Origin of the sequence: Arthrobacter sp. YD4, from assembly GCF_030410515.1 — a bacterium.
Lineage (GTDB): Bacteria > Actinomycetota > Actinomycetes > Actinomycetales > Micrococcaceae > Arthrobacter.
Genome location: NZ_JAUHHD010000001.1, coordinates 262,008 through 286,858, shown reverse-complemented (window position 1 = coordinate 286,858; position 24,851 = coordinate 262,008). Strand labels below are relative to the sequence as shown.

19 protein-coding genes are annotated in these 24,851 nt (G+C 69.8%); 15 read left to right on the top strand and 4 right to left on the bottom strand.

From position 1 onward, the window contains the following. Window positions 1–63: 63 nt before the first annotated feature. The 8 genes from glmS (at window position 64) to QWJ39_RS01200 (ending at window position 12,638) form a co-directional block, all read left to right on the top strand. Complete coding sequence (gene glmS / locus QWJ39_RS01235; RefSeq protein ID WP_290255884.1) at window positions 64–1,956, top strand: glutamine--fructose-6-phosphate transaminase (isomerizing); 1,893 nt, start codon at window positions 64–66, stop codon at window positions 1,954–1,956. Window positions 1,957–1,960: 4 nt separating this feature from the next. Continuing rightward, on the top strand, window positions 1,961–2,308 hold the full coding sequence (locus QWJ39_RS01230; protein ID WP_290255883.1) for a holo-ACP synthase: 348 nt from the start codon (window positions 1,961–1,963) through the stop codon (window positions 2,306–2,308). Between the two features lie 3 nt (window positions 2,309–2,311). After that, the gene (locus QWJ39_RS01225) at window positions 2,312–3,874 is read left to right on the top strand and encodes an NAD(P)H-hydrate epimerase (RefSeq protein WP_290255882.1); all 1,563 of its coding nucleotides are present in this window, start codon (window positions 2,312–2,314) and stop codon (window positions 3,872–3,874) included. 90 nt (window positions 3,875–3,964) lie between these two features. Beyond that, window positions 3,965–6,205, top strand: coding sequence for a glycogen debranching protein GlgX (gene glgX / locus QWJ39_RS01220; protein ID WP_290255881.1), 2,241 nt, complete (start codon window positions 3,965–3,967; stop codon window positions 6,203–6,205). Next, a complete protein-coding gene (treY, locus tag QWJ39_RS01215) occupies window positions 6,202–8,526 on the top strand; it encodes a malto-oligosyltrehalose synthase (protein ID WP_290255880.1) in 2,325 nt (774 codons plus the stop codon). Before glgX ends, treY begins: the two co-directional genes overlap by 4 nt. Window positions 8,527–8,564: 38 nt before the next feature. Further along, window positions 8,565–10,334: a malto-oligosyltrehalose trehalohydrolase gene (gene treZ, locus QWJ39_RS01210; protein ID WP_290255879.1), complete on the top strand. Its 1,770-nt coding sequence runs from the start codon at window positions 8,565–8,567 to the stop codon at window positions 10,332–10,334. Between the two features lie 21 nt (window positions 10,335–10,355). Beyond that, entirely contained in the window at window positions 10,356–11,393 is a 1,038-nt protein-coding gene (gene mgrA / locus QWJ39_RS01205; RefSeq protein ID WP_290255878.1) for an L-glyceraldehyde 3-phosphate reductase, read from the top strand. Between the two features lie 159 nt (window positions 11,394–11,552). Continuing rightward, window positions 11,553–12,638, top strand: coding sequence for an inositol-3-phosphate synthase (locus QWJ39_RS01200; protein ID WP_290255877.1), 1,086 nt, complete (start codon window positions 11,553–11,555; stop codon window positions 12,636–12,638). A 229-nt stretch (window positions 12,639–12,867) separates the two neighbouring features. On the opposite strand, the gene QWJ39_RS01195 is transcribed toward QWJ39_RS01200, so the two are convergent. The 3 genes from QWJ39_RS01195 to mshA all read right to left on the bottom strand — a co-directional run bounded on the left by QWJ39_RS01195 (window position 12,868) and on the right by mshA (window position 17,164). Continuing rightward, on the bottom strand, window positions 12,868–13,815 hold the full coding sequence (locus tag QWJ39_RS01195; RefSeq protein ID WP_290255876.1) for a hypothetical protein: 948 nt from the start codon (window positions 13,813–13,815) through the stop codon (window positions 12,868–12,870). 307 nt (window positions 13,816–14,122) lie between these two features. Further along, complete coding sequence (locus QWJ39_RS01190; protein WP_290255875.1) at window positions 14,123–15,826, bottom strand: formate--tetrahydrofolate ligase; 1,704 nt, start codon at window positions 15,824–15,826, stop codon at window positions 14,123–14,125. 72 nt (window positions 15,827–15,898) lie between these two features. Next, the gene (gene mshA / locus QWJ39_RS01185; protein ID WP_290255874.1) at window positions 15,899–17,164 is read right to left on the bottom strand and encodes a D-inositol-3-phosphate glycosyltransferase; all 1,266 of its coding nucleotides are present in this window, start codon (window positions 17,162–17,164) and stop codon (window positions 15,899–15,901) included. A 222-nt stretch (window positions 17,165–17,386) separates the two neighbouring features. Between mshA and QWJ39_RS01180 the strand changes: the two genes are divergently transcribed. After that, a complete protein-coding gene (locus tag QWJ39_RS01180; RefSeq protein ID WP_290256473.1) occupies window positions 17,387–17,866 on the top strand; it encodes a GNAT family N-acetyltransferase in 480 nt (159 codons plus the stop codon). 45 nt (window positions 17,867–17,911) lie between these two features. Here the strand turns inward: QWJ39_RS01180 and QWJ39_RS01175 are convergent, their stop codons facing one another. Next, window positions 17,912–19,390, bottom strand: a complete 1,479-nt coding sequence (locus QWJ39_RS01175; RefSeq protein ID WP_290255872.1) for a 6-phospho-beta-glucosidase — start codon at window positions 19,388–19,390, stop codon at window positions 17,912–17,914. A gap of 90 nt (window positions 19,391–19,480) precedes the next feature. Here QWJ39_RS01175 and QWJ39_RS01170 point away from each other — a divergent pair, with 90 nt between their 5' ends. The 6 genes from QWJ39_RS01170 to tsaD all read left to right on the top strand — a co-directional run bounded on the left by QWJ39_RS01170 (window position 19,481) and on the right by tsaD (window position 24,813). Beyond that, window positions 19,481–20,572, top strand: coding sequence for a carbohydrate kinase family protein (locus QWJ39_RS01170; protein ID WP_290255871.1), 1,092 nt, complete (start codon window positions 19,481–19,483; stop codon window positions 20,570–20,572). 89 nt (window positions 20,573–20,661) lie between these two features. Next, on the top strand, window positions 20,662–21,885 hold the full coding sequence (gene alr / locus QWJ39_RS01165; RefSeq protein WP_290255870.1) for an alanine racemase: 1,224 nt from the start codon (window positions 20,662–20,664) through the stop codon (window positions 21,883–21,885). After that, complete coding sequence (gene tsaE, locus QWJ39_RS01160) at window positions 21,882–22,496, top strand: tRNA (adenosine(37)-N6)-threonylcarbamoyltransferase complex ATPase subunit type 1 TsaE (RefSeq protein ID WP_290255869.1); 615 nt, start codon at window positions 21,882–21,884, stop codon at window positions 22,494–22,496. The genes alr and tsaE overlap by 4 nt, the downstream gene beginning before the upstream one ends. Beyond that, the gene (gene tsaB / locus QWJ39_RS01155; protein ID WP_290255868.1) at window positions 22,497–23,168 is read left to right on the top strand and encodes a tRNA (adenosine(37)-N6)-threonylcarbamoyltransferase complex dimerization subunit type 1 TsaB; all 672 of its coding nucleotides are present in this window, start codon (window positions 22,497–22,499) and stop codon (window positions 23,166–23,168) included. Beyond that, window positions 23,165–23,710 (top strand): ribosomal protein S18-alanine N-acetyltransferase, encoded by a 546-nt coding sequence (gene rimI, locus QWJ39_RS01150; protein ID WP_356902508.1) that lies wholly within the window; start codon window positions 23,165–23,167, stop codon window positions 23,708–23,710. Before tsaB ends, rimI begins: the two co-directional genes overlap by 4 nt. Further along, window positions 23,707–24,813, top strand: coding sequence for a tRNA (adenosine(37)-N6)-threonylcarbamoyltransferase complex transferase subunit TsaD (tsaD, locus tag QWJ39_RS01145; protein ID WP_290255866.1), 1,107 nt, complete (start codon window positions 23,707–23,709; stop codon window positions 24,811–24,813). Before rimI ends, tsaD begins: the two co-directional genes overlap by 4 nt. The last annotated feature ends 38 nt before the right edge of the window (window positions 24,814–24,851 follow it).

Genomic DNA, 24,851 nt, shown 5'->3' with positions numbered 1-24,851 from the left:
ACGGCTGGCGCTCCGGGCGTAGCGATCCTGAGTGCAGCCTTAAAACCAGATAAGCTGGTGCCCATGTGTGGAATCGTTGGATATGTAGGCCGCCCGAGTGGCCAGGTAAGTACCGAGCACCAGGCCCTGGACGTCGTCCTCGAAGGTCTGCGCCGGCTGGAGTACCGCGGATACGACTCCGCGGGTATCGCCGTGGTCGCCGATGGCGCGATCTCCTCGCGGAAGAAGTCCGGCAAGCTCAGCAACCTCATCGCCGAACTTGAAGCCAACCCGCTGCCGGCTGCGACCACCGGCATTGGCCACACCCGGTGGGCCACACACGGCGGTCCGACCGACCAGAACGCACACCCGCACCTGTCCGACGGCGGCAAGCTGGCGCTGATCCACAACGGCATCATCGAGAACTTCGCCGAACTCAAGCAGGAACTGCTGGAGAAGGGCGTGACCTTCCAGTCGGAGACCGATACCGAGGTCGCAGCCGCCCTGCTCGGCGACATCTACCGCAACCAGCTCGGCGGCGACAAAGCCAACGGCGGCCTGACTAAGGCCATGCAGCTCGCCTGCCAGCGGCTCGAGGGCGCCTTCACGCTGCTCGCCGTGCACGCCGACCAGCCCGACGTCGTCGTGGCCGCCCGCCGCAACTCCCCGCTGGTGGTGGGCCTCGGCGAAGGCGAGAACTTCCTGGGCTCCGACGTCTCCGGCTTCATCGACTACACCCGCCGCGCGGTGGAACTCGGCCAGGACCAGATCGTCACCATCACCGCCGAGTCCGTGGAGATCACCGACTTCTTCGGTGCCCCGGCCGAGGGCAAGGAGTACCACGTCAACTGGGACCCGGCCTCCGCGGAGAAGGGCGGCTTCCCGTCCTTCATGGAGAAGGAAATCCACGACCAGCCCGACGCCGTGCTGCAGACCCTGCTGGGCCGCTCCGACGTCGACGGCAAGCTCACCTTGGACGAGCTGCGCATTGACCCCGATCTGCTCAAGAGCGTCGACAAGATCATCGTGCTCGCGTGCGGTACCTCCGCTTACGCCGGCCAGGTCGCGAAATACGCGATCGAGCGCTGGTGCCGGATCCCCACGGAGGTCGAGCTCTCGCACGAGTTCCGCTACCGTGACCCGATCGTGGACGCCCAGACCCTGATCGTCTCGATCTCCCAGTCCGGCGAGACCATGGACACGCTCATGGCGGTCCGCTACGCCAAGGAGCAGGGTGCCAAGACGGTGGCCATTTGCAACACCAACGGCTCCACGATCCCGCGCGAATCCGACGCCGTGCTGTACACGCACGCCGGCCCGGAAATCGCCGTCGCCTCCACCAAGGCCTTCCTGGCCCAGATCACCGCCGCCTACCTGCTGGGCCTCTACCTCGCCCAGCTGCGCGGTAACAAGTTCCAGGGTGAGATCAAGGACATCCTCTCCGACCTGGGCAAGATCCCGGAGAAGGTCCAGTCCATCCTCGACGACGCCGCCCGGATCAAGGAGCTCGGCGAGTCCATGGTCGACGCCAAGTCCGTGCTGTTCCTGGGCCGGCACGTCGGCTTCCCGGTGGCCATGGAGGGTGCGCTCAAGCTCAAGGAGCTTGCCTACATCCATGCCGAGGGCTTTGCCGCCGGCGAGCTCAAGCACGGCCCGATCGCCCTGATCGAGGAGGGCCAGCCGGTGTTCGTGGTGGTCCCATCCCCGCGTGGCCGCGACTCCCTGCACGCCAAGGTTGTCTCCAACATCCAGGAAGTCCGCGCCCGCGGTGCCAAGACGATCGTCATTGCCGAAGAAGGCGACGACGCGGTCAAGGCGTTCGCCGAGCACGTCATCTACATCCCGGAAACCCCCACGCTGCTGGCGCCGCTGCTGACCACCGTGCCGCTACAGATCTTCGCCCTGGCCCTCGCCAGTGCCAAGGGCTACGACGTGGACCAGCCGCGGAACCTCGCCAAGAGCGTGACCGTAGAATAGCCGCATGATCGTAGGCATTGGCGTAGACGTCGTAGACATCGAGCGGTTCGGACGGCAACTGGAGCGCACCCCCGGGTTGCGGGACAGGTTGTTCGTCCCGGCCGAGCGTGAGCTCAATACCCGCTCCCTGGCGGCCCGGTTTGCCGCCAAGGAAGCCGTCGCCAAGGTCCTCGGCGCCCCGGCCGGTATGAACTGGCAGGACTGCTGGATCGGCCTGGACCAGAACGGCCCCACGGTGCAGGTCAAGGGCACCGTGCTGGCCGTGGCCCAGTCCAAGGGCGTCAAGCGCTGGCACCTCTCCATCAGCCACGACGGCGGGATCGCCACCGCCACGGTGATCGCCGAAGGCTAAGCCATGATCAGCGCCCATACCGGAACGCACATCCGGGACGTCGAAAGGCGGTTCCTGGAAGCAGCCGCGGACCCCGGTATGGGCGCTGTTCTCATGCAGCGGGCCGCCTACGGGCTGGCCAACGCCGTGGTGCGGGAATTGCGGGGCGGCGGGCGCCGTCTCTACGGAGGGAGCGTCACCGTCCTCGCGGGCAAGGGGAACAACGGCGGGGACGGCCTCTTCGCCGCGGCTCTGTTGGGCCGCCGCGGCATGATGACGACGGCGATACTCACCGCCGGCGACGCCCACCCGGAGGGCCTGGCCGCCTTCCACGCCTCCGGAGGCAGGTCCATTGCCCTGCCGGACTCCGGCGAGAGCGTTGCCGGGCTGGCGCGCCGGGCCGCCGGCTCCGACATTGTCATCGACGCCATCCTTGGTACCGGCGCCCGCGGGGCCCTCCAGGGCCCGATGGCTCGGCTCCTTGAACTGCTGGCCGGTGAGATCCGGGACCAGCGTGACCGGAGGCAGACTCCCGGCACCGGAGCCCTCGTGGTGGCCTGCGATATCCCCAGCGGCATCGACGCGGACACGGGCGAGGCACCCGGCGTGGTCCTTCCCGCCGACCTGACCGTGACCTTCGGCGCCGCCAAGGCCGGCCTCCTGGCCGACCCCGGCGCGGACCATGCCGGCCGAATCGTGACGGTGCCCATCGGCGTCGAGGACGGCCTTGGCCACCCGTCCGTGCGCCGGCTGCAGGCCCCGGACCTTGCGGCGCTCCTGCCTTACCCGTCCCGCCGGGCACAGAAGTACTCCCGCGGCGTCCTTGGCGTGGTCGCCGGATCTGAGCGGTACCCCGGAGCCGCCGTCCTCGCCTGCCGCGGCGCACTCGCCGCCGGCGTCGGCATGGTCCGCTACGTCGGTCCGCCGGCTGTCGCCGACCTGGTCCGGCGCGCCTGCCCCGAGGTGGTCTGCGGCCAGGATACCGACGTGCGGGTCCAGGCCTGGCTCCTCGGCTCGGGACTCGACGACGGCGCCGGGGAGCAGCTTGACCGTGTCCGGACCGCGGCCGCCGCCGGGCTGCCCGTGGTGGCCGACGCCGGCGCCCTTCCCGTCCTGCCCCATGAGCTGACCGGCCAGACCGTGCTGACGCCCCACGCCGGAGAACTGGCCACCCTCCTGACCCGCTACGGAGCCGGCGGGGAGCGGTCGGCCGTCGAGGCCGCGCCGCTGGCCAGTGCCCGGCACGCGGTGTCCCTGACCGGCGCGACGGTGCTGCTCAAGGGTGCGACCACCCTTGTGGCGGCCCCGTCCGGTGAGGTGTTCAGCCAGGCCGAGGCCACCCCCTGGATGGCCACGGCGGGCAGCGGCGACGTCCTGGGCGGCATCCTGGGCGCCCTGATGGCCCAACTGGCAGACGATCCGGAGCACTTCGCCGCCGGCGGAATCGCGGCCGCGGACCGCTGGGCCGCCGCCGGCGCCATGGCCGCCAGCCTGCACGGCCGGGCCGGGACACTCGCCAGCCGCGGCGGCCCCATCACGGCCGGCGATATCGCCCGCACGCTCCCGGAGGTCATGGCCGCGCTGTAACACAACCGACCCCGCCGCGTCTTGGTAATTTAGTAACCCTGCTTACAAGTAGTCTGTCTAGAGATAGTCCGCATCGCACGAGGAGTACACATGGAAGTTTGGCCCGGAACGGCATACCCGCTGGGAGCCACGTTCGACGGCACCGGCACCAATTTTGCACTGTTCAGCGAACAGGCTGAGCGGGTGGAGCTTTGCCTCCTGGCCGACGACCTCACCGAAACCCGGATCGAACTCACCGAGGTGGACGGCTACGTCTGGCACTGTTACCTGCCCATGGTCCAGCCAGGCCAGCGCTACGGCTTCCGCGTCCACGGGCCATACGACCCGGCCAACGGGAACCGGTTCAACCCGAACAAACTCCTCCTGGATCCGTACGCGAAGGCCATCAAGGGCCAGATCGACTGGGACCCGGCCCTCTTCTCCTACGAGTTCGGCGACCCGGATTCCACCAATGACGCGGACTCCGCGCCGCACACCATGCACGGCGTGGTCATCAACCCCTTCTTCGAATGGGACGGCGACCGCCAGCTGCGCGTGCCCTACCATGAGTCGGTCATCTACGAGGCGCACGTGAAGGGCCTGACCGAGCTGCACCCGGACATCCCCGAGGAGCAGCGCGGCACCTACGCAGGCGTGGCGCACCCCGCCGTCGTCGAACACCTCAAGAAGCTCGGCGTCACCGCCATCGAGCTTATGCCCGTGCACCAGTTCGTCAACGACGGCACCTTGGTGGAGAAGGGCCTGAATAACTACTGGGGCTACAACACCATCGGCTTCTTCGCCCCGCAGAACACCTACAGCTCCGCCGGGGACGGCGGCCTCCAGGTCCAGGAGTTCAAGGCCATGGTCCGGGACCTGCACCGTGCCGGCATCGAGGTCATCCTCGATGTGGTCTACAACCACACCGCCGAGGGCAACCACCTGGGACCCACGCTCTCCTTCAAGGGCATCGACAACCAGGCCTACTACCGCCTGGTGGACGGCGACCTCAAGCACTACATGGACTACACCGGCACCGGTAACTCCCTGAACGTCCGGCACCCGCACTCGCTGCAGCTCCTGATGGACTCGCTGCGCTACTGGGTCACCGAGATGCACGTCGACGGCTTCCGCTTCGACCTCGCCTCCACCCTGGCCCGCGAGTTCTACGACGTGGACAAGCTCTCGACGTTCTTCGAACTCATCCAGCAGGACCCGATCGTCTCCCAGGTCAAGCTCATCGCCGAGCCCTGGGACGTCGGCCCCGGCGGCTACCAGGTGGGCAACTTCCCGCCGCAGTGGACCGAATGGAACGGCAAGTACCGGGACACCGTGCGCGACTTCTGGCGCGGCGAACCCTCCACGCTGGGCGAATTTGCCTCCCGGCTGACCGGCTCCGCGGACCTCTACGAGAGCTCCGCCCGCCGGCCCGTGGCCTCCATCAACTTCGTCACCGCACACGACGGCTTCACCATGCGGGACCTCGTGTCCTACAACGAGAAGCACAACGAGGCCAACGGCGAGGGCAACAACGACGGCGAATCCCACAACCGCTCCTGGAACTGCGGCATCGAGGGCGACACCGACGACGAGACCGTCCTCGCCCTGCGCGCCCGCCAGCAGCGCAACTTCATCGCCACGCTGCTGCTCTCCCAGGGCGTCCCCATGCTGCTGCACGGCGACGAACTCGGCCGCACCCAGCAGGGCAACAACAACACCTATTGCCAGGACTCCGAGCTCAGCTGGGTCCACTGGGAGGCGATGGACCAGCCGCTGGTGGAATTCACCGCCTTCGTGAACAAGCTCCGCCACGACCACCCGACCTTCCGCCGCAGCCGTTTCTTCGACGGCCGCCCGGTGGTACGCGGTGAGGGTGAGAAGCTGCCGGACATCGTCTGGCTCAAGACCGACGGAACGGGCATGCTCCCGGAGGACTGGGGGAGCGGCTTCGGCCGGACCATCGGCGTGTTCCTCAACGGCCACGGCATCCAGGAACAGGACTCCCGAGGCCGGCGGATCACCGACGACAGCTTCCTTTTGGCCTTCAACGCCCACGACGACGGCGTCGACTTCATCCTGCCGCCGGACGAGTACTCCCCGAACTGGGAGGTCCTCATCGACACCGCAGCCCAGGCCGACGACTACGAGCCGCTGAAGGCCGGGACCACCCTGACCCTCGCCGCCAAGTCCATGGTGGTGCTGCGTGCCTACACCGGCCCCGAGGTGGAGGTCGACTACTCGGCCGCCGCGTCGCTGGCCGCCCGCGCCGCCGATGAGGAAGCCCAGGAAGAGATGGTTCAGGCCCAGACCAAGGCCGCCGACGAGAGCGAAGCGAAGGCCACCCAGGCATGAAAACCCCGATCTCCACGTACCGGCTGCAAATCCGGTCCGGCTTCACCCTGCAGGACGCCGCCGCCCAGGTCCCGTACCTGAAGTCGCTCGGCGTCGACTGGATCTACCTCTCACCCATCCTCACCGCGGAGAAGGGATCGGACCACGGCTACGACGTCACCGACCCCTCCACCGTGGACCCCGACCGCGGCGGCCCCGAGGGCCTCGCCGCGGTCGCCCGCGCCGCCCGCGAGGCCGGCATGGGCGTCCTGGTGGACATCGTGCCCAACCACGTCGGCGTCGCCACCCCCATCCAGAACCCGTGGTGGTGGTCCCTGCTCAAGGAAGGCCGCCAGTCGCCCTATGCCCCGGCGTTCGACGTCGACTGGGACTTCGGCGGCGGACGCATCCGCATCCCCGTTCTCGGTGAGGACTCCGACGTCGACGCCCTGGAGGTCCGCGACGGCGAACTGCGCTACTACGACCACCGGTTCCCCCTGGCAGCCGGGACCTACTCCGCCGGGGACGACCCCCGCGCGGTCCACGACCGGCAGCACTACGAACTGGTGGGCTGGCGCCGCGCCGACAACGAACTGAACTACCGCCGGTTCTTCGCGGTCAACACCCTCGCCGGGATCAGGGTCGAGGACCCGAAGGTCTTCGACGAGGCGCACGAGGAGATTGTCCGTTGGTTCCGCGAGGACCTGGTGGACGGCCTCCGCATCGACCACCCGGACGGCCTGGCAGACCCGGAGGGCTACCTGCACCGGCTCCGCGAGGCCACCGGCGGGGCGTACCTGCTGATCGAGAAGATCCTGGAGCCGGGCGAGGAATTGCCTGCCGGGTTCGAAGCCGAGGGCACCACCGGCTACGACGCGCTCGCGGACGTGGACCGGCTCTTCGTCGACCCGGCCGGCCAGGCGGGCCTGGACGCCCTGGACGCGTCGCTGCGTGACGGCCGGGTTCCCGATTACGAGGACATGATCCGCGGCACCAAGCGGCGGATCACCGACGGCATCCTGCACTCCGAGATGCTCCGCCTCGCGCGGCTGGTCCCGGCGGACGCCGGACTGACCGTGGACGCCGCGGCGGACGCCCTCTCCGAGATCATTGCCGCCTTTCCGGTCTACCGCAGCTACCTGCCCGAGGGGGAGGACGTGCTGAGGGAAGCGTGCGATCTCGCCGTCGAGCGCCGGCCGGAGCTCAAGGACGCCGTCACCAGCCTGCTGCCGCTGCTCCTGAAGGCCGGTCCCGACGCCGGTGAGGAACTGGGCCGCCGCTTCCAGCAGACCTCCGGCATGGTGATGGCGAAGGGCGTCGAGGACACGGCCTTCTTCCGCTACACCCGGCTGGGCACCCTCACCGAGGTCGGTGCGGACCCCACCGAATTCGCGGTTTCCGTGGACGACTTCCACACGCGGATGACCCGCCGGCAGGAGCGCCTGCCGCTGTCCATGACGACGCTCAGCACCCACGACACCAAACGCAGCGAGGACACCCGCGCCCGGATCACGGTGCTCGCCGAGTGCCCCGCCGAATGGAGTGCGGCTTTGGGACGGCTGCAGCAGCTCGCCCCGTTGCCCGATGGCCCGCTGGCGAACCTGCTCTGGCAGGCCATCGCCGGAGTCTGGCCGGCGGACAGGGACCGGTTGCAGTCCTACGCGCAGAAGGCCGCCCGGGAAGCGGGAAACTCCACCGACTGGCTGGACCCGAACGAGGAGTTCGAGACCAAGCTGACCGCCGCGGTCGACGCCGCCTTCGACAACCCCGCCGTTCGTGCCGAGCTGGATTCACTGGTCGAATGGCTGGACCCGCGGGGCGCCGTCAACGCGCTCGGCGCCAAGCTCGTCCAGCTCACCATGCCCGGCGTCCCGGACGTCTACCAGGGCACCGAGTTCTGGGACCGGTCGCTGACCGACCCGGACAACCGGCGTCCATTCGACTTCGGCGCCCGCCGGGCCGCCCTGGCGCGGCTGGACGGCGGCGACCTGCCGGACTCCTACCGCGACGACGACGCCAAACTCCTGGTCACCTCCCGAGCGTTACGCCTGCGCCGCGACCGGCAGGACCTCTTCACCGGCTACACGCCGCTGCAGGCCACCGGTCACGCCGCCGGCCACGTCGTCGCCTTCGACCGCGGGCAGGACGCCCCGGGCGCCGTCACCGTCGCCACCCGCCTGCCCCACGGCCTGGAGCAGCGCGGCGGCTGGCAGGACACGGCCCTTGAGCTCGCCGTGCCGATGACCGACCAGCTCACCGGCCGGTCCTTCGAATCCGGCTCCGTGGCGGTGGGGGATCTCCTCCGCCACTTCCCGGTGGCCCTCCTCGCCCCGACCGCATGAGCCCTTCACAGACCCACGCCAACCCAGGGGGAACGGCAATGACACTGCCCACAGACGGATCCGCGCGCTTCGACATCTGGGCGCCGGAGGCCAAGGACGTCGTCCTGCTCGCAGGCGGCCAGCGCTACACCATGACCCGCGCAACCTCAGGCCCCGAGGGCTGGTGGACGGCGGCGGACGCGCCGGCCGGCGACGACGTCGACTACGGCTACCTCCTCGACGGCGACGACAGCCCGCTGCCGGACCCGCGCTCCCGCCGGCAGCCCGAGGGCGTCCACTCCCTCTCCCGGACCTTCGACCCCCGCGGACACCAGTGGGCCGACGGCGGCTGGTCCGGCCGGGAACTGCAAGGCAGCGTCATCTATGAGCTGCACCTGGGCACCTTCACCCCCGAGGGAACCCTCGACGCCGCCGCCGGAAAACTCGACTACCTCGCCGACCTCGGCGTCGACTTCGTCGAACTGCTGCCGGTCAACGGCTTCAACGGCACCCACAACTGGGGCTACGACGGCGTCCTCTGGTACACCGTGCACGAGGGCTACGGCGGCCCGGCCGCCTACCAGCGCTTCGTCGACGCCGCCCACGCCGCCGGGCTGGGCGTCATCCAGGACGTGGTCTACAACCACCTCGGCCCCAGCGGCAACTACCTGCCCCGCTTCGGCCCGTACCTGAAGTCCGGCGAGGGCAACACCTGGGGTGACTCGGTCAACCTCGACGGGCCCGGCTCCGACGTCGTCCGCTCTTACATCCTGGACAACGCCGCCATGTGGCTGCGCGACTACCACGTCGACGGCCTCCGGCTAGACGCCGTGCACGCCTTCAAGGACGAACGCGCCGTCCACCTGCTGGAGGACTTCGGCGCGCTCGCCGACGCCGTCGCCGCCGAAACCGGCCGGCCCGCCACCATGATCGCCGAATCCGACCTGAACAACCCGCGCCTGCTCTACCCCCGGGACGCGAACGGCTACGGGCTGGCCGGACAGTGGAGCGACGACTTCCACCACGCCGTGCACGTCAACGTCAGCGGCGAAACCACCGGCTACTACGAGGACTTCGGGTCCCTCGGCGCACTGGCGAAGGTGCTGGAGAAGGGCTTCTTCCACGACGGGAGCTACTCCAGCTTCCGGGAACGTCACCACGGCCGGCCGATCAACACCGGCCTGGTCCACCCCGCCGCCTTGGTGGTCTGCAATCAGAACCATGACCAGATCGGCAACCGGGCCACAGGCGACCGGCTTTCCCAGACCCTGGGCTACGGGCAGTTGGCCCTCGCCGCCGTCGCCACCCTCACCGCCCCGTTCACCCCGATGCTGTTCATGGGTGAGGAATACGGAGCCAGCACGCCCTGGCAGTTCTTCACCTCCCACCCGGAACCGGACCTGGGCAAGGCCACCGCCGAGGGCCGGATTAAGGAATTCGAACGCATGGGTTGGGACCCCGACGTCGTCCCCGACCCCCAGGACCCGGAGACGTTCACCCGCTCCAAGCTGAACTGGGCCGAGGCCTCCGAGGGAGACCACGCCCGGCTGCTGGACCTCTACCGGGAACTCATCGCCCTGCGACGCTCGACGCCGGACCTCACCGACGGCGGGTTCGCGGACACCGCAGTCGACTTCAGCCAGGACGAAGGCTGGCTGCTGCTGCGCCGCGGCGGCACCGAGGTCGCCCTGAACTTCTCCGCCGAGGCCCGGACAGTGTCCGTCACCGGGTCCTCCCTGGGGCTCGCCACGGACGACGCCGTCGCCCTCGACGGCGGGACGCTGAGCCTGCCCGGCCACAGCGCGGGCATCGTCTCGTCCGGGAAATAACGCCAGAACGGAAGGAAACCCATGACCTACACCGCAGCGGAAAACCGCTACGACACCATGCCCTACCGCCGGGTCGGGCGCAGCGGCCTGAAACTGCCGGCCATCTCACTGGGCCTGTGGCACAACTTCGGCGACGACAAGCCCTTCGAGGTACAGCGGGACATCCTGCGCCGCGCCTTCGACCTGGGCGTCACGCACTTCGACCTTGCCAACAACTACGGCCCGCCCTACGGCAGCGCCGAAACCAACTTCGGCCGGCACTTCCGGGACGACTTTGCCCCCTACCGCGACGAGCTGATCATCTCCAGCAAAGCCGGCTACGACATGTGGCCCGGCCCCTACGGCAACTGGGGCTCCCGCAAGTACCTGCTGGCCAGCCTGGACCAGTCGCTGGGCCGGATGGGCCTGGACTACGTGGACATCTTCTACAGCCACCGCCCGGACCCGGAAACCCCGCTGGAGGAAACCATGGGCGCCCTGGACCAGGCGGTCCGCTCCGGGAAGGCCCTCTACGCCGGCATCTCCTCCTACACCCCGGAACAGACCCTGGAAGCGGCCCGGATCCTGAAGGACCTCGGCACGCCCCTGCTGATCCACCAGCCCAGCTACTCGATGCTGAACCGCTGGACCGAGAACGGCAGCCCGAGCCTGCACGAGGCGCTGGAGCAGGTGGGGGCCGGGTCCATCGCGTTCTCACCCCTGGCCCAGGGCATGCTCACCGACCGCTACCTCAACGGGGTCCCCGAGGACTCCCGTGCCGCCCAGCACAAGTCGCTGGACACGGACATGATTAGTGAGGAGAACCTGGACCGCGTGCGCGGGCTCAACCGGATCGCCGAGGGCCGCGGCCAGACCCTGGCCCAGATGGCCATCGCCTGGATCCTGCGCGACCAGCGCAAGGGCGCCCCGGTCACCTCCGCGCTCGTCGGGGCCTCCAGCGTCCGGCAGCTTGAGGACAGCCTCGCCGCGATCAACAAGCTCGACTTCAGCGCCGAGGAACTGGACGCCATCGACGAGTTCGCCGTCGAGTCCGACATCAACCTCTGGGCCCAGAAGTAACCGGTCCGTTATCGAAACGGTACCGCGGACGGGAACAAACCCCGCCCGCGGCACCGTTGACTAGAATGCAAGGACGCCGCACGGCGTCGTGCCCGCTTCTTCGCCGTCCCCTCGCGGTACGGCCTCGCCGGGCACCTGTTGGTTCTCTAAGGGAGTTTCGTGTCTGCAAATCCGATTCGTGTTGCAATCGTGGGCGTGGGTAACTGCGCCACCTCGCTGGTCCAGGGTGTCGAGTACTACCGGGACGCCGATCCCGAGGCCACGATCCCGGGTCTGATGCACGTCCAGTTCGGCAAGTACCACGTCAACGACGTCCAGTTCGTGGCGGCGTTCGACGTCGACGGCAAGAAGGTGGGCCAGGACCTCTCCGCCGCCATCCTCGCCAGCGAAAACAACACCATCAAGATCGCGGACGTCCCGCCGACCGGTGTCACCGTCCAGCGCGGCCCCACCCTCGACGGCCTCGGCAAGTACTACCTCGAGACCATCGAGCAGTCCCCGGAGGAGCCGGTCGACGTCGTCCAGGCACTCAAGGACGCCCAGGTGGACGTCATGGTCTGCTACCTGCCCGTCGGTTCGCAGGAAGCAGCCGAGTTCTACGCCCAGTGCGCCATCGACGCCGGCGTCGCCTTCGTCAACGCCCTGCCGGTCTTCATCGCCGGAACCAAGAAGTGGGCGGACAAGTTCACCGAGGCCGGCGTCCCGATCGTGGGCGACGACATCAAGAGCCAGATCGGTGCCACCATCACCCACCGCGTGATGGCCAAGCTGTTCGAGGACCGCGGCGTAACCCTGGACCGCACCTACCAGCTGAACGTCGGCGGCAACATGGACTTCAAGAACATGCTGGAACGCGACCGGCTCGAGTCCAAGAAGATCTCCAAGACCCAGGCCGTGACCTCCAACGTCGAGGCCGACCTCGCAGCGCGCGACGTGCACATCGGCCCGTCCGACTACGTGCAGTGGCTGGACGACCGCAAGTGGGCCTTCGTCCGCCTCGAGGGCCGCAACTTCGGCGACGCCCCCGTGTCGCTGGAGTACAAGCTGGAGGTCTGGGACTCGCCCAACTCCGCCGGCGTGATCATCGACGCCGTCCGCGCCGCCAAGATCGGCCTGGACCGCGGCATCGGCGGCCCGCTGCTCTCCGCCTCGAGCTACTTCATGAAGTCCCCGCCGGAGCAGTTCAACGACGATCTCGGCCGTGAGAAGGTCGAGGCCTTCATCCGCGGGGACCTGGAGCGCTAAAACCCTTCCCCGCCTCCGGACGCTCCCTCAGATCCGGCCCGTTCCACCACGACGCTCCCGCACTTCCGGTGCGGGAGCATTGTGGTTTCCTGCCGGAGGGACATTCCTGTCCGCACGCTCCCTCAGGATTGGCGGGTTTCGTTAGGACGCTCCCTCACGATCGGCGGGTTCCGTCGGGACGCTCCCTCACGATCGGCGGGTTCCGTCGGGACGCTCCCTCAAATCGACATCAAAAGCCGGCGGCGGTTGACGGGCTAACGTATGCGCTGCGTAGGACACGTTTGATTTTGGACGTCGCGGCAACGAAACCGTCGGCGAGGTCTTGTTTAGTCAAAAGGATCACTTCCCAGCCAGCGGCTTCGAAGGCCTTATCTCGGCGTCGATCGCTGAAGATTTGGGCGGGCTCCAGGTGATGACCGCCATCGTACTGGATCGCGAGGCGTCGACGCCGGTACCCGAGGTCGGCCGTCGGGGTTGCGGAACTGCCCGGGCGCAGTTCTATTTGAAGCTCCGGTTCAGGAAGCCCGGCGTCGCACATTGCAAGGCGGAGAAGGGTCTCAGGCCCTGAGTCGGCTCCCACGCGCATCAGATCCAGGGCTTCCCGGGCGCGGACGATCCCCTGCAGATTGGGGTGACGGCAAAGCATCAAACGCAGTCCGTCGATGGTCCCGAACGGTTCGCTCCGTCCCTCCAGGTTGAACCGCGGGATCCGAACGAGCTCGTCCCCCATGCAGACCAGCTCAGGCAGGTTCAAGCGTTTGGCCAGGTCGAGCCACGTCCGGGAGCGCGTGCTGATCCGGATGTCATCAACGGTCTCGACCTCGTCGTCGAAGGCAACAACCGTGTGTCCAACAATTCCTTTCCGACGGACTTCCGGGAGCGCGCGGGGCTTGCTCAGGTGTAACTCCTCGGAATCCGAGAGCCACGGGGGCAAGAGTTGGCCGCGAAGCCGAGCGGCCGTGACGTGTGAGATCCACGCCCCGGGGGAGGCCTCGGACAACGCGCGGGCGGCCGACTCCAGCTCGAAGCTCCAACTTGCGGGCCGGTAGAGCCCCCGACTGACGTGCCGGACATCCGGCTGCCGCAACCTGGCTCTCGTCACTCCCAACGACATCGCAGAAGTAAGGGTGAACGGTCTGGCCTCCAACGACTCCGGCAACTCTCTTCGTGCGCTCATGCTGGCATTGTGGACGACTTGGACAAGCTTTGGAGAAGTTATCCACAGCCGTCTAAGAAGCCGCGACGGACGTGAGGGAGCGTTTCGACGATCGGTGCCGGACGTGAGGGAGCGTTTCGTCGGTCGGTGCCGGACGTGCGGGAGCGTTTCGTCGGTCGGTGCCGGACGTGAGGGAGCGTTTCGTCGGTCGGTGCCGGACGTGCGGGAGCGTTTCGTCGGTCGGTGCCGGATGTGAGGGAGGGTCCGGGTTCGGGAGGGCCGGATGTGGGGGAGGGTTTCGTCGATAAGTGCCGGATGTGAGGGGGGGTTAGAAGAGGCCGACCGGGTTGCCGTCGGCGTCGACGTCCATCCGCATTGCCGCCGGGACCTTGGGCAGCCCGGGCATGGTCATCACGGCGCCGGTGAGGGCCACGATGAAGCCCGCTCCGGTCTTGGGGATCAGGTCCCGGACATGCACGGTGAAACCCTTCGGTGCGCCCAGCTTGGTGGCGTCGTCACTGAACGAGTACTGCGTCTTGGCCATGCACACGGGCATCGAGGACCAGCCGTTCTTCTCGATGTCGGCCAGCCGCTTCAGCGCCGGCACGGAGAATTCCACGCCGTCGGCGCCGTAGATTTCCTGGACGATGGTGCGGATCTTGTCCTCCACGGACAGCTCCAGCGGGTACAGCGGGGCGAACCCATGCGGGGCCTCGATTGCTGCGGCAACCTTCGCGGCGAGTTCGTCGCCGCCGTCGCCCCCGCCGCCCCGACCCCAGACGTCGGCGACGGCGGCCTCGACACCCTCCGCCTTGCACCAGGCCAGCAGCCAGTCGAGTTCCTCCTGGCTGTCTGTGCCGAACTTGTTGATCGCCACCACCGGGGTGATGCCGAACTTGCCGATGTTGCGGATGTGCCGCTGCAGGTTCGCGACGCCGGCGGCGAGGGCATCGACGTCGGGCTCCTGGAGCCGGTCCTTGGCCACCCCGCCGTGCATCTTGAGGGCGCGGACGGTGGCGACCACGACGACGGCGGACGGTGCCACATCGCCCACCCGCGACTTGATGTCCATGTACTTCTCCGCGCCCAGGTCGGCGCCGAAGCCGGCCTCGGTGACCACAATGTCCGCCAGGGAGCGGGCCGTCTGCGTGGCGATCAGGGAGTTGCAGCCGTGGGCGATGTTGGCGAAGGGACCGCCGTGGACCAGGGCGGGTGTGCCGGCGATGGTCTGCACCAGGTTGGGCTTGATCGCGTCCTTGAGCAGCATGGTCAGGGCACCCTCGACGCCGAGGTGGGCGACCGTGACCGGCTCCCGGTCGTAGGTGTAGCCGAAGGTGATCCGGCCCAGCCGGGAGCGAAGGTCGTCCAGGTCCGTGGCGAGGCAGAAGACGGCCATGATCTCGGAGGCGACCGTGATGTCGAACCCGTCCTGCCGCGGCACGCCCTGGGTCGGGCCGCCGAGCCCGATCACGACCTCGCGGAGGGCCCGGTCGTTCATGTCCAGGACCCGCTTGAACGTCATGCGCCGAGGGTCGATGTTCAGCGCGTTGCCCTGATAGATGTGGTTGTCCACCAGCGCCATCAGGGCGTTGTTGGCGGAGGTGATGGCGTGGAAGTCGCCGGTGAAGTGCAGGTTGATCTCGTCCATCGGCAGCACCTGGGAGTAGCCTCCGCCGGTGGCGCCGCCCTTCATCCCCAGGATGGGGCCCAGCGAGGGCTCGCGCAGCGCGATCATGACCCGGTGGCCGGCGCGGGCCAGGGAATCGGCCAGGCCGACGGTGGTGGTGGACTTGCCCTCCCCGGCAGGGGTGGGTGACATGGCCGAAACGAGCACCACCTTGCCGCGGGCCGGAGTAGCGGCGCCGGTGAGCCGGGCCGGATCGATCTTGGCCTTGTACCGGCCGTAGTGTTCCAGCGCCTCGGGGTTGATCCCGGCGGCGGCCGCGACCTCGTCGATGGGCCGCATGGTGGCGCGCCGGGCGATCTCGAGGTCGCTGGGAACGGGCGCGGCGGGGGAGGTGGGGGCTGACATCGGCGTCCTTCGGCTCGTGGCGTGGATTCGCTGTGCCGGCGGTCCCGGCCAAGCGTCCGGCGGGGCTCCCGGTCAGGGAGCGGGCACCGCCGTGGTGCTTCGTGTTCCAAAATACTGGACCAGCGCGCCCTGGTAGCTCTCCAGCGTCAGCGCGGCCGTGTGGTGCCAGCCGAATCCCTGGGCATGCACGGACGCCGCGCGGCCCATGTCTTCGCGGGTCAGCGGGTCGTCGTGCAGGGATTCGAGGGCGTCCGCCCAGTCCGAGGCCTTGTGCCCCTCCACCAGCAGCCCGGTCCTGCCGTCGAAGATGGCGCGGGAGAGTCCGCCCACCCGGGTGGCGACCACGGGGGTGCCGCAGGCCTGGGCCTCCAGTGCCACCAGGCCGAAGGATTCGCTGTAGGAGGGCATGACGACGACGTCGGCGGAGCGGTACCAGCCGGCCAGTTTCGGCGCGCTGACCGGCGGGTGGTGGGTGACGACGTCGTCCATCCCTGCGGCGGTGATCAGGGCCTGGAGGTCGAAGTCCTTCGCCCCGCTCACCGCGCCGAGGATGGTGACCTGCAGGTCAATGTCGGGGCGCCGGGCACGCAGCAGGGCCGCGGCCTTGATCAGGATTTGCGGGCCTTTCAGGCGCTGGATCCGGCCGGCGAAGAGCAGGTGGAAACGGCCCGGCGGCACGCCGTGGTCGCTGCGGGCCTTGGCCCGGAACGCCGGGGTGAAGACATCGAGGTCAACCCCGGGCGGGGCGACGTCAATCCGGTCCGGGTCCGCGTCGTAGTGCGAGACCAGTTCCGCAGCCTCCGCCGCGGTGTTCGCGATCAGGCGGGTGGCGCCGTCGACGATCCGGTGTTCGCCCTCTTCGCGGCGCCGCGGCTCGGGCCTTTCACCGGACTCCAGCAGCAGATTCTTGACCTTGGCCATGGTGTGCATTGTGTGGACCAGCGGCACGCCCCAAAGCTCCGACAGCTCCAGCCCCGCGACCCCCGAGACCCAGTAGTGCGAGTGGATCAGGTCGTACCGGCCGCGCGGCTGGTCGGCTTTGATCCGGTCGATCTCCGCGACCATCGTGTGCAGCAGCGCGGGTAGTTCCTCCTTGGGAACTTTCCGCGCCGGCCCGGCGAAGACGTTGTGCACGCACACGCCGGGGGATGGGTGCTCGACGGCGGGCTGGTCCGCCGCGGTGGAGCGGGTGAAAATCTCCACCTCGACGCCGGATTCCGCGAGGGCTGCGGCCAGGGCCCGGATGTAGACGTTCATGCCGCCGGCGTCGCCGGATCCGGGCTGTTCCATGGGGGAGGTGTGCAGCGAGAGGAATGCGACCCGACGGACCAGCGGCATCGTGGTGTCCTTCCTCTCAGGGTGCGGTTCCCGGCGTTCCGGGGACGTGGATTCGGTAAAACACTACTCCTGCGGGGGCTCGGGTTGCCGCCCGGGACCCGGCCGGCCGGCGCCCGCGGGTGCCCCGCCGTGCCCCGTCCGAGCCCCGCTGGTACGGTGGCCGCTGTGAGCACCGTTGACAAGGCCCCGCAGGAAACCGCCGACTGGATCATCAGGGACGCCATGGACCGCGACTGGCCCGGCATCTGGGAAATCCTGGAGCCGGTGATCCGTGCCGGTGAGACCTTCACCTGGGACCGGGACACCACCGAGGACGCTGCGCGGTCCAAGTGGGTCAAGACGGCGCCGGGCCGCACCTTCGTCGCCGTGGGCACAGGCGAGCACGACGGCGTCGTGCTGGGCACGGGGGAGCTGCACGCCAACCAAGGTGGCGGCGGGCGCCACGTGGCGAATGCGGGCTACATGGTGCGGGCCGGGTTTGGTGGCCGCGGCCTGGCCCGCGCGCTCTGCACCTACTCCCTCGACGCCGCCCGCCGGGAGGGCTTCCGGGCCATGCAGTTCAACGCCGTGGTGGAAACCAACGTCAGGGCGGTCGCCGCCTGGCAGGGCATGGGCTTCACCATCCTGGCCACCATTCCCGAAGCCTTCCAGCACCCGGAGCAAGGGTTCGTGGGCCTGCATGTCATGCACCGGATGTTGTAGGTACGTCCGCTCCCACGCAGGCTTTCCCCTCCGCCGGGTTTTTCCTCAACGGCCCGGTGAGTCCTGCCACAGCGCGGCGAGCCGGGGGAAGGCCGCCTCGTACCCGGCCAGCAACCTCGCGGCCAGTACCTCGGAGTCGACCAGCGGGTGGCGGGCGAAGGCGGTCAGCGCGGCTTCCCTTCGTGCCGATCCGGAGATAGCGCTGGAACCGCCGCCGGCGGTGCCGTCGCTCCCCTGAACACCCGACCGTGAGTCCGGCCCCGGCGTCGTGGCCCGGACCACCAGCCGCTCGACCTCTTTCACCCGGCGCATCAGGTCCAGCTGCGCCTGGGCCGGGCGGTCCTGGGCGAGCGGAACGACGCCGTCGGCATTGACGCGGCACGGCACCTCGACGACGGCGTCCGCCGGCAGGCCCGGGATGGCAGGACCCCCGCCTCCGCCGGGCCCTGTGGGCGGCCGGGTGTTGGGGACGTTGAGGATCAACTCCGTCTCCGGGCCGCCGGAGAGCGCCCGCATCAGGGCCAGCGCCACCCTCTCGTACCCGCCCCCGGCGAGATCCTCCTCGTCCCGGTGTTCGCCGCCTGGCCTGGCCTCGGCGAGGTAGCCCTCCTCGCGGGACCGGCGCGCGGCGTCCCACAGCGCGTAGGCCTCCGCCCCCGCCCCGGCCAGCCGCGGGTACAGCCCGGCCTGCTGCCGGTGGATGGACTCGCCGCGGGTCTCCGCCGCGGACCGCATCGCGGCGGCGGCCTGCCCTGCGGCGTAGTAGTAGAAGAGGTACTCGTTCGGCAGGCAGCCCAGCCGGGCCAGAAGTTCCGGGGAAAAAAGGCGGCCCTCCTCGACCCCGGCCAGTTTCCGCGGATCGGCCAGCAGCTCCGGCAGGAGGTCCCGGCCGTCGGCCTCAAGCCGGTACAGCCAGCCGAGATGGTTCAGCCCGTAATAGCCCACCCCCGCCAGAACGCCGTCCGGCAGTGCTACCCCGGCGGCCCGCGCCGCCCGATGGGCCAGGCCGCCGGCGGAATCACAGATCCCGACCACCTTCGGCCCCAGCACCGGGATCAGGGCCTCCGTGACCATCCCTGCCGGGTTGGTGAAGTTCACCAGCCAGGCCCCGGGACACAATCGCCGCATGGCCTCGGCGAGCTCGAGCATCGGGGGGATGCTCCGCAGCGCGTACGAGATCCCACCCGCGCCGGTGGTTTCCTGTCCCAGCAGCCCTAGGCCCTGAGCCACCCGTTCGTCCGCCACTCGTCCCGCGGTTCCGCCGGGGCGGACGGCGGCGAAGACCATGTCCGCCCCGGTGAGGGCCAACTCCAGGGACGTGGATATCCGAACCGCCGGGGCGGGCGCACCGTCCGGAAGCCCGGCCCGGAACGACGCCAGCACCGCCCCGATGGCCTCCAGCCGGTGCGCATCGACGTCGTACAGCACGCACTCGTCCACCAGCCCGGCGTACGGGCCGGTGCAGAGCGCCCGGTAAATGAGCGGCACCCGGAACCCGCCGCCGCCGGCAACCATGAGCCGCATGCCAGCAGTGTAGGCCCGTCCGCCGGCGGCGGGGGAGGGGCGGACCAAAGACGCTACCGGGACCGGGCCGGCGGGCGTACCCTGCGGAGTATGGACGCGATCCCAGCGCCGCGTTTCGATCCGCTTGCCGCCGTCCGCTCCCCGGCGGCCCTGGGATTCGACGTGCTGCTGACGGGCACCGTGTTCCAGGACATCATCTTCACCGGACTGCCGCACGCGCCGCGGCCGGGAACCGAGATCTGGAGCGAGGGCATGGGCAGCTGCCCGGGCGGGGTGGCGAACCAGGCCATCGCCGCGGCCCGGCTGGGCTTGCGGACGGGCCTCGCGGCGGTCTTTGGCGACGACGGGTACGGCGAGGAGAACTGGAAGATCCTGGCCGGGCAGGAGCATGTGGACCTCTCGCTGTCCCGCCGGATTCCCGGCTGGCACTCGCCCGTCACCGTGTCCCTCAGCGTGGAAAAGGACCGGTCCATGATCACCCACGGCCACCCGGCGCCCGTCTCCGCCACCGAACTGATCGGGTCACCGCCGCTCGCGCTCGCCGCCGTCGCCGACCTCGCCGAGGAGATGGAACCGTGGGCCGTGGCCGCGCACCGGGCCGGCGTCCGGCTCTTCGGCGATGTCGGCTGGGACCCCACGGAAACCTGGGCGCGGGCGCGGCTGGAGAACCTGCGCTACTTCCACGCCTTCCTGCCCAACCAGCAGGAGGCGATGGCCTTCACCGGCAAGGACAACCCATGGGCGGCGCTCTACGCGCTCGCGGACCGGGTGCCGGTGGCCGTGGTGACCCTCGGCGCGCAGGGTGCCATGGCGGTGGACTCGGAGAGCGGCGAGGAGGAATGGGTGCCGTCGCTTCCCGTCACCGCCTTTGATCCCACCGGTGCCGGCGACTGTTTTGCCGCGGCGTTCATCGTGGGCTGCCTGGCCGGCTGGCCGCTGGGGGACCGGCTGCGCTTTGCCAATCTCTGCGCCGCCCTGGCCGTGCAGCACGTGGGAGGTTCCCTCGCCGCGCCGGGCTGGGGCGACCTCGCCGACTGGTGGCAGCGGGCCAACGCCCGGAAGGAACGTCAGGGCAGCCAGTGGCTGCGCCGCTACCGTTTCCTCGAGGAGATCGTGCGTGATGTCCCGCCGGCGGCGCAGCGTCGGGCCGCGGCTACCATCGCGCACCTCTCGGACGCGTAGGACGCCTAGGACGGCTAAGACGTGGTGGCGGGAGCACGGACCCCGCCCCGGAATTCAGCCGCGTCCGGGGCCACCCGTAGAATCGTTAGGTGATATCCCCAGCAGCATCAGGTGAGTCCCAGCCGTCCGCGGACGCCGCGCCGGCCCGCGCGGAGGAACGGTCTGCGGTCATCGACCTCGCCGCGGTCCGGCACAATGTCCGGCGGCTCGCCGCCGTCGCGTCCCCGGCGAAGGTGATGGCCGTGGTGAAGGCGGACGCCTACGGCCACGGCGCCATCCCGGTGGCCCGCGCCGCGCTCAGCGCCGGTGCCAGCTGGCTGGGCGTCGCCCACATCTCCGAGGCCCTCGCCCTCCGCGCCGCCGGCATCGACGCGCCGCTGCTGGCCTGGCTGCACACCCCGGACAGCAACTTCGCCGCCGCCGTCGCCGCCGGGATCGACATCGGCTGCTCCGGCTGGGAGCTGGGCCGGATCGTCGCGGCCGCCCGCGAACAGGAACGCCCCGCCCGGGTCCATCTCAAGGTGGACACCGGCCTGGGCCGCAACGGCGTGACCCTCGCGGCCTGGGACTCGCTGCTCGGTGAGGCCCTCGAGTACCAGGACCAGGGCCTGCTGCGCGTGGTCGGGATCTTCTCCCACCTGGCCGTCGCGGACGAGCCCGAGCGGCCGGAAACCGATGCGCAGCTCGCCGTCTTCCGCGACATTCTGGCCATGGCCCAGGACGCCGGCGTCGACCCCGAGGTCCGCCACCTCGCGAACACCCCGGCCACCCTGTCCCGGCCGGACACGCATTTCGACCTGGTCCGGGTGGGACTGGGCATCTACGGCCTTTCGCCGTTCGAGGACCAGGGCGCCGAGGACGTGGGACTCCGCCCGGCCATGACCCTGCGCACGGTGGTGGCCCACTGCAAGGACGTCCCCGCCGGCCAGGGCGTCTCCTATGGTTTGAACTACCGCACTGCCGGCCCCAGCACCCTGGGCCTCATCCCGCTCGGCTACGCCGACGGCGTCCCGCGCATTGCCACCGGCGGACCCGTCCGGGTGGCGGAGCGGACGTACCCGGTGGTGGGCCGGATCGCAATGGACCAGATGGTGATCGACCTGGGGCCGCTGGAGGTCTCGGCGGGCGGGACGTCGCTGCTGGGCGAGGAGGCCGTCCTCTTTGGCGACGGCGCCGACGGCGGGCCCACCGCCGAGGACTGGGCCCGCGCCGCCGGGACCAACAACTATGAGATCGTCACACGGATCAGCACCCGGGTGCCGCGCCGCTACATCAACGAGGCCCCCGACGCCGACGGCGGGGAGTCGCTGTGAGCGCGCCGGTGTGGGAGCGCAGCGTCGAGGTCGCCACCGCCGCCCAGACACAGGCGCTGGCCGCCGCCCTCGGCGCCGAACTGCGGGCCGGGGACCTGCTGGTGCTCACCGGGGAACTCGGCGCCGGCAAGACCACGTTCACCCAGGGCCTGGGTGAGGGGCTCGGTGTGCGCGCCGGCATCATCTCCCCGACGTTCGTGCTGGTCCGGATTCACCCCAACCTGCCGAATGGACCCCGCCCCGGCGGTCCGGACCTGGTCCACGTGGACGCCTACCGGCTGGAGTCCGCCGCCGAGATCGACGACATCGACCTCGAAAACACCATGGACTCCGCGGTGACCGTGGTGGAGTGGGGCCGGGACCGGGTGGAGCACCTGAGCGAGAGCCGCCTGGAAATCGACCTGCACCGCAGGCTGGGAAGCCGCCCCGGCGGGGGCCACCAGCCCGTCCCCGAAGCGGACACCACCTTCGAGGGCGTGCTCGACTTCGAGGACGAGGACGACGACGAGCCCCGCACCGTGGTCTTCCGCGGCTTCGGCCCGCGCTGGGCCGAACCGCCCGCGGCCCTGCCTGCCGGCCCGGACGCTACGCGCACCCAGGAAGAGGACTAAATGCTGATTCTCGCCATCGACACCTCGGCGGTTGCCAGCGCGGCCCTCGTCTCCGACGATTCCCTGGAATCCGTGGTGGGCTGCTTCGCCACCGAGGACACCCGCAGCCACGCCGAGGTCCTCGCTCCCGGCATCGCGAAACTCCTGAGCGGCGCCGGCCTCACCGGCGCCGACCTCGACGCGGTGGTCACCGGCGTCGGCCCCGGACCCTTCACCGGCCTCCGCTCGGGGATCGTCACCGCCCGGACCCTCGCGAACGTCTGGGGCAAGCCGCTGTACGGCATGATGAGTCTGGACGCGATCGCCCTCGAGGTGGCCGAGTCCATCGACAGCGCCGCCGAGTTTCTGGTGGCCACCGACGCCCGGCGCCGCGAGGTGTACTGGGCCCGGTACACCCTGGCCGCCGGGCAGCTGCCGAAGCTCGCGGACGGACCCCATGTCGGCTTCGCCTCCGAGCTGCCGGAGCTGCCGGTCTACGGTGCCGGTGCCGGGCTGTACGCCGACCAGGTACGCGCCGTCGCCGGTTTCGCCGAACGCCAGCCCGAGGCGGTGTCCCTGGGCCAGTTCGCCCTCGCACGCCTGGCCGCCGGGGAAGAACTGCCCGACACCACGCCCCTCTACCTGCGCGAATCCGACGCCCAGGTGCCCGGGCCGCGGAAGCGCGCGCTGTGACCGCCGGGGCACCCGCCGCCGGCTCCGGACCGGCTAGCGGGGGCGTGACCCTGCGGCCCATGACGGCCGCCGACATCCCGGCCGTCCACGCCCTGGAGGTCCGGCTGTTCCCCGTGGACGCGTGGCCGCTACAGATGTTCAGCGACGAGCTCTCGCAGACCGACACCCGCCACTACCTCGTGGCCGAGGCCGACGGCGGGATCGTGGGCTACGCCGGGCTGATGTGCATCGAGCCCATCGCGGACGTCCAGACCATCGCCGTCGTCCCCGAGCAGGAGGGCCGCGGCATCGGCTCGGCCCTGCTGACCCGGCTGATCGCCGAGAGCCGCAGGCGCCGGGCCGCTGACGTGCTGCTCGAGGTCCGGGCCGACAACCCCCGCGCCCAGCAACTCTACCGTCGCTTCGGCTTCGAACAGATCCACATCCGGCCGCGCTACTACCGCGACGGCGTCGACGCCCTGATCATGCGCCTGACGCTGACCGGCCCGGCAACCCCGGGCCACACGCTGGACGATAACCCTGAGGAGACAGGCCAGGCATGAACAACGCTCCGCACAGCCACCAGCCGCTGGTGCTCGGCATCGAATCCTCCTGCGACGAGACCGGCGTCGGCATCGTCCGCGGCACCCGCCTCCTGGCCAACACCGTGTCCTCCTCGATGGAGGAACACGTCCGTTTCGGCGGCGTCATCCCCGAGATCGCCTCCCGCGCCCACCTGGACGCCTTCGTTCCCACGTTGACCGAGGCGCTGGCCGCCGCGGACGTGGCCCTGGACGACATTGACGCGATCGCCGTGACCTCCGGACCCGGCCTGGCCGGGGCCCTGATGGTGGGGGTCTGCGCGGCCAAGGCGCTGGCCGTGGCCACCGGGAAGCCGCTCTACGCGATCAATCACCTGGTGGCGCACGTGGGCGTCGGGCTGCTGGACACGGACGGCGCAGGCGGTCCCGGACAGCCGGCGGCCCTGCCCGACAACCTTGGCGCCCTCCTGGTCTCCGGCGGGCACACCGAGATCCTGCGCATCCGCAGCATCACCGACGACGTGGAACTGCTCGGATCGACGATCGACGATGCCGCCGGTGAGGCCTACGACAAGGTGGCCCGGCTGCTGGGCCTGGGCTACCCCGGAGGCCCGGCCATCGACAAGCTGGCGCGCACGGGCAACCCCAAAGCCATCCGCTTCCCCCGCGGGCTCACCCAGCCCAAGTACATGGGGACCGCGGAGGAGCCCGGCCCGCACCGCTACGACTGGTCGTTCAGTGGCCTGAAAACCGCCGTTGCGCGTTGCGTCGAACAGTTCGAGGCCCGAGGCGAGGAGGTGCCGGTGGCCGATATCGCCGCGGCCTTCCAGGAAGCGGTGGTGGATGTCATCACGGCCAAGGCGGTGCTCGCCTGCCGCGAGCACGGCATCACGGAGCTGCTGCTGGGCGGGGGAGTGGCGGCCAATTCCCGGCTCCGGCAGCTCACCGAGCAGCGCTGCACCTCGGCTGGAATCCGGCTGACCGTGCCGCCGCTGAGCCTCTGCACGGACAACGGTGCCATGGTGGCCGCCCTCGGGGCGCAGCTGGTGATGGCCGGGACGGCGCCCAGCGGGATCGGTTTCGCGCCGGATTCCTCGATGCCGGTCACATCCGTCTCGGTCTGAGCCGGCGGAGGGTTCGAGGCGAAGGGTCCGGCCGGCAT

Bases quoted from the DNA above. Each gene is read 5' to 3' on its own strand.
- tsaD (WP_290255866.1), top strand. From the start codon at position 23,707: ATGAACAACGCTCCGCACAGCCACCAGCCGCTGGTGCTCGGCATCGAA.
- QWJ39_RS01225 (WP_290255882.1), top strand. From the start codon at position 2,312: ATGATCAGCGCCCATACCGGAACGCACATCCGGGACGTCGAAAGGCGG.
- QWJ39_RS01230 (WP_290255883.1), top strand. From the start codon at position 1,961: ATGATCGTAGGCATTGGCGTAGACGTCGTAGACATCGAGCGGTTCGGA.
- QWJ39_RS01195 (WP_290255876.1), bottom strand. From the start codon at position 13,815: ATGAGCGCACGAAGAGAGTTGCCGGAGTCGTTGGAGGCCAGACCGTTC.
- QWJ39_RS01190 (WP_290255875.1), bottom strand. From the start codon at position 15,826: ATGTCAGCCCCCACCTCCCCCGCCGCGCCCGTTCCCAGCGACCTCGAG.
- mgrA (WP_290255878.1), top strand. From the start codon at position 10,356: ATGACCTACACCGCAGCGGAAAACCGCTACGACACCATGCCCTACCGC.
- glmS (WP_290255884.1), top strand. From the start codon at position 64: ATGTGTGGAATCGTTGGATATGTAGGCCGCCCGAGTGGCCAGGTAAGT.
- QWJ39_RS01180 (WP_290256473.1), top strand. From the start codon at position 17,387: ATGGACCGCGACTGGCCCGGCATCTGGGAAATCCTGGAGCCGGTGATC.
- treY (WP_290255880.1), top strand. From the start codon at position 6,202: ATGAAAACCCCGATCTCCACGTACCGGCTGCAAATCCGGTCCGGCTTC.
- tsaB (WP_290255868.1), top strand. From the start codon at position 22,497: ATGCTGATTCTCGCCATCGACACCTCGGCGGTTGCCAGCGCGGCCCTC.
- treZ (WP_290255879.1), top strand. From the start codon at position 8,565: ATGACACTGCCCACAGACGGATCCGCGCGCTTCGACATCTGGGCGCCG.
- QWJ39_RS01170 (WP_290255871.1), top strand. From the start codon at position 19,481: ATGGACGCGATCCCAGCGCCGCGTTTCGATCCGCTTGCCGCCGTCCGC.
- mshA (WP_290255874.1), bottom strand. From the start codon at position 17,164: ATGCCGCTGGTCCGTCGGGTCGCATTCCTCTCGCTGCACACCTCCCCC.
- QWJ39_RS01175 (WP_290255872.1), bottom strand. From the start codon at position 19,390: ATGCGGCTCATGGTTGCCGGCGGCGGCGGGTTCCGGGTGCCGCTCATT.
- glgX (WP_290255881.1), top strand. From the start codon at position 3,965: ATGGAAGTTTGGCCCGGAACGGCATACCCGCTGGGAGCCACGTTCGAC.